This window comes from Pseudomonas sp. GZD-222 (assembly GCF_049310525.1).
GTDB lineage: Bacteria > Pseudomonadota > Gammaproteobacteria > Pseudomonadales > Pseudomonadaceae > Aquipseudomonas.
Genome location: NZ_JBMOWO010000146.1, coordinates 1 through 3,899 on the forward strand (window position 1 = coordinate 1; position 3,899 = coordinate 3,899).

The 3,899-nt window shown below is 58.7% G+C and carries 3 protein-coding genes and 1 rRNA gene; all 4 read left to right on the top strand.

From position 1 onward, the window contains the following. A 5S ribosomal RNA gene (gene rrf / locus ACO6VD_RS26355) occupies positions 1–103 on the top strand; the annotation flags it as partial. A 163-nt stretch (positions 104–266) separates the two neighbouring features. Further along, a complete protein-coding gene (locus ACO6VD_RS26360; protein WP_400173183.1) occupies positions 267–926 on the top strand; it encodes a paraquat-inducible protein A in 660 nt (219 codons plus the stop codon). Then, positions 913–1,536 carry a paraquat-inducible protein A gene (locus tag ACO6VD_RS26365; RefSeq protein WP_400173185.1) on the top strand — a complete coding sequence of 208 codons (624 nt, stop codon included), beginning with the start codon at positions 913–915 and terminating at the stop codon, positions 1,534–1,536. The genes ACO6VD_RS26360 and ACO6VD_RS26365 overlap by 14 nt, the downstream gene beginning before the upstream one ends. Next, complete coding sequence (locus ACO6VD_RS26370; protein WP_400173186.1) at positions 1,529–3,829, top strand: MlaD family protein; 2,301 nt, start codon at positions 1,529–1,531, stop codon at positions 3,827–3,829. The genes ACO6VD_RS26365 and ACO6VD_RS26370 overlap by 8 nt, the downstream gene beginning before the upstream one ends. The last annotated feature ends 70 nt before the right edge of the window (positions 3,830–3,899 follow it).

Below are 3,899 nucleotides of genomic sequence, written 5' to 3' on the forward strand. Positions count from 1 at the left end.
GAGCATTGGAACCACCTGATCCCATCCCGAACTCAGCAGTGAAACGATGCATCGCCGATGGTAGTGTGGGGTTTCCCCATGTGAGAGTAGGTCATCGTCAAGATTAAATTCCGAAACCCCTATCTGCATATGCAGGTAGGGGTTTTGTCTTTGTGGTCGCTGAAACTTCCCACGCCCACCGATGTGCCCTTCAGCTGATTTGGCCCGAGTGCCAGTCGTCGGGTATCGGGTAGAATACCGCCCTCGCGTTGACTCAGAAGTTCACTATGTCCGACCCTGTCGAATCCCATCCGCTCGCAGATCTACCCCTGGATCAACTGGTGGCGTGTCACGAATGTGACCTGCTGATGCGCAAGCCTGTGCTCAAGCTGGATGAAAAAGCACATTGCCCGCGCTGCGGCTACGAGCTCTACGCCCACCGCCACAATGTCGTTCAGCGCAGCCTGGCCCTGGTGCTCGCCGCCTTGCTGCTCTACATACCCGCCAACTTCCTGCCTATCATGCAGCTGCACCTATTGGGCCAGAGCTCCAACGATACGGTCTGGACTGGCGTGGTGGGGTTGTACAACACCGGAATGACGGAAGTTGCAGTGGTTGTGTTCCTCTGCAGCATGGCGATCCCCTTGCTCAAGCTGTTGTGCCAGCTAATGGTGCTGCTGAGCATCCGCCTGAATGTCGGGCGCAGTTACGGTTTGTTGCTTTACCGGATTTATCACCATCTGCGCGACTGGGGCATGCTCGAGGTGTACTTCATGGGCGTGCTGGTTGCGATGGTCAAGCTGGTCGACCTGGCAGAGCTGAGTCTCGGCCTGGGGCTGGCTTGTTTTATCAGTTTGCTTTTGGTGCAGGTGTGGCTGGAGGTGGTGATGTCACCCCACCAGATCTGGAGTGCTTTATCGGGGGAAGACCTGCATGCGTGCGATTGATGCCGGGATTCTGGTGTGTGGCGAATGCCATGAACTGAATCGCCGGGAGGCCGAGAGTGCCTCGCAAACCTGCAGCCGCTGCGGTGCCATTGTGCATGCGCGGCGGCCCAACAGCCTGGTCAGAACCTGGGCGTTGCTGCTGACTTCAGCGATTCTGTACATCCCGGCGAACGTGCTGCCGATCATGACGGTCAGTGCTCTGGGGCAGGGCAGTCCGGACACTATCATGTCCGGTGTCATCACCCTGATGAAGCACGGCATGTTGCCAATCGCGGCGGTGGTGTTCATTGCCAGTATTCTGGTGCCCACCTTCAAGTTGGTGGGTATCGGCCTGTTGCTCTACTCGGTGCAACGCCATCAACCGTTGTCCGCCCGGCAACGGATCCTGATGTACCGCTTCATTGAATTTATCGGACGCTGGTCGATGCTGGACATTTTCGTGATCGCCATTCTGGTGGCGGTAGTGAATTTCGGCAGGATCGCCAGTGTCGAAGCCAACCTGGGCGCCGTCGCCTTCGCCAGTGTGGTGATCCTGACGATGCTCGCAGCAGTAACCTTCGATCCCCGACTGATTTGGGATAACACGGAGTCGGATGACGACCATGAGTGATTTGCCTACGGCTAGAACCCGCCCAGCTTCGAACTGGTCGGCTATATGGATATTGCCTCTGATTGCCCTGGTGATTGGCGGCTGGCTTGGCTGGCAGGCCTACCGCGAATCCGGAGTGAACATTCAGGTTCGCTTTGAAAGCGGTGAGGGCATTGTTGCCAACAAGACCGAAGTGGTCTTCAAGGGCATGTCAGTGGGTAAGGTGAAAGAGCTGGTACTGGATGCCAAGGGCAGCAATACCGGGGTTATCGCCACCATTGAAATGAACAAGGAAGCTGAGCCCCATCTGAACAGCGGCACGCGCTTCTGGCTGGTCAAGCCAAGTGTCACCCTGGCGGGTATCACTGGTCTGGAGACCCTGGTGTCGGGTAATTACATTGCCGTCAGCCCAGGTGAAGGGGAGCCGACCAAGCGCTTCAAGGCGCTGGATGAAGCGCCGCCTCTGTCTGACAGCGAACCCGGCCTGCACCTGACCCTCAAGGCCGATCGGCTGGGCTCGCTCAACCGTGACAGCCCGGTGTTCTACAAACAGATCCAGGTCGGTCGAGTGAAGAGCTATCGCCTGGCCGAAGACCAGGGTACGGTGGAGATCAAGGTCTTCATCGAGCCTGCCTATGCCAATCTGGTGCGCAAACACACGCGCTTCTGGAACGCCAGTGGCATCAGCATCGATGCCAACCTGTCCGGGGTGAAGGTACGCAGCGAGTCGTTGGCCAGTATTGTCGCCGGCGGTATTGCCTTTGCTACGCCAGAGCACCGCAAGGACAGTCCGGCAACGGATCCGAGCTTGCCGTTCCGCCTGTTCGAGGATTTCGATGCCGCCCAGGCGGGTATCAAGGTCAAGGTCAAGTTGGGCGACTTTGAAGGGCTGCAGGCCGGTCGTACGCCGGTGATGTACAAAGGCATCCAGGTCGGCTCGCTGAAGACCCTGAAAGTCGACGCAGATCTGAGCAGTGCGGTAGCCGAACTGACCCTGGACCCATTGGCCGAAGACTACCTGGTTGATGGCACCCAGTTCTGGGTGGTCAAACCTTCCATTTCCCTGGCCGGTATCACTGGTCTGGAAGCCTTGGTCAAAGGTAACTACATTGCTATTCGACCAGGTGAGAAGGGCGCTTCTCCGCAGCGTGAGTTCGAGGCTCGGCCCAAGGCGCCGCCACTCGACCTGAAGGCGCCTGGACTGCATCTGGTGCTGTTCAGTGACAACCTCGGTTCTCTGGAAGTTGGTAGCCCGGTGCTTTACCGTCAGGTCAAGGTCGGTACCGTGCAGAGCTACCAGTTCTCGAAAAAGAGCAAGCGCCTGCTGATCGGTGTACACATCGAGAAGGAATACGCCAACCTGGTCAACGGTTCGACACGATTCTGGAATGCCAGTGGCATCACCCTCACCGGTGGGCTGTCAGGCGTTCAGATCAAGAGTGAATCGTTGCAGAGCCTGATGGCCGGTGGGATCGCTTTCGATACGCCGATCCCGAATGTGCCACTCAAGCGCCGTATTCCAAGTTTCCGCCTGAATGTGGATCAGGAAGCGGCCAATCGCAGTGGTACGACGGTAACCATCCGGGTCGAGCGTGCGGACGGCCTTAAAGTCGGTACACCGGTTCGCTTCAAGGGGCTGGATGTCGGCAAGGTTGAGCAGGTTGATCTGACCGATGATCTGCAAGCAGTGCTGCTCAAGGCGCGTATTACTGAAGTGCCGGAGCGCATTGCTCGCGAAGGTACGCAGTTCTGGGTGGTCAAGCCGGCTCTGGGTATCGTCAAGACGGCGAACCTGGAAACCCTGGTGACGGGCCAGTATCTGGAAGTGCAGCCTGCATCGAAGAACCTGGGGCCTCAGCGTACGTTCAACGCATTGCCGCAAGCGCCGGACTTCTCTGCGCGTGAAGCGGGTCTTGCGCTGGTGCTCAGCGCGCCGCGGCGTGGCTCGATCAAGCCGGGTGTGCCGGTGACTTACCGGGAAATTCCGGTGGGCAAGGTGACCGGCTTCGAGTTGGGTCAGACGGCGGATCGGGTATTGATTCATATCTTGATCGAACCGCGCTACGCCTCCCTGGTGCGCGGTGGCAGCCGTTTCTGGAACAGCAGTGGCTTCGGCTTTGACTTCGGCCTGTTCAAGGGTGCTACGGTGCGTACAGAGTCGCTGGAAACCCTGATCGAGGGTGGGATTGCCTTTGCCACGCCAGATGGCGAGAAGATGGGTAACCCGGCGCGGCCGCAGCAGACCTTTGCCTTGTTCGACAAGGCTGAAGATGAATGGCTGCAGTGGGCACCGAAGATTCAGATCGGTAAGTAACAGAGCCAATCGCGGGGGGGGGAACACCCCCCAACCCCCCCCGGGGGAAAGGCGCCCCCCCCCTCCCCCC

Excerpts from the sequence above, each read along its gene's own strand:
- ACO6VD_RS26370 (WP_400173186.1), top strand. The coding sequence starts at position 1,529 with ATGAGTGATTTGCCTACGGCTAGAACCCGCCCAGCTTCGAACTGGTCG.
- ACO6VD_RS26360 (WP_400173183.1), top strand. The coding sequence starts at position 267 with ATGTCCGACCCTGTCGAATCCCATCCGCTCGCAGATCTACCCCTGGAT.
- ACO6VD_RS26365 (WP_400173185.1), top strand. The coding sequence starts at position 913 with ATGCGTGCGATTGATGCCGGGATTCTGGTGTGTGGCGAATGCCATGAA.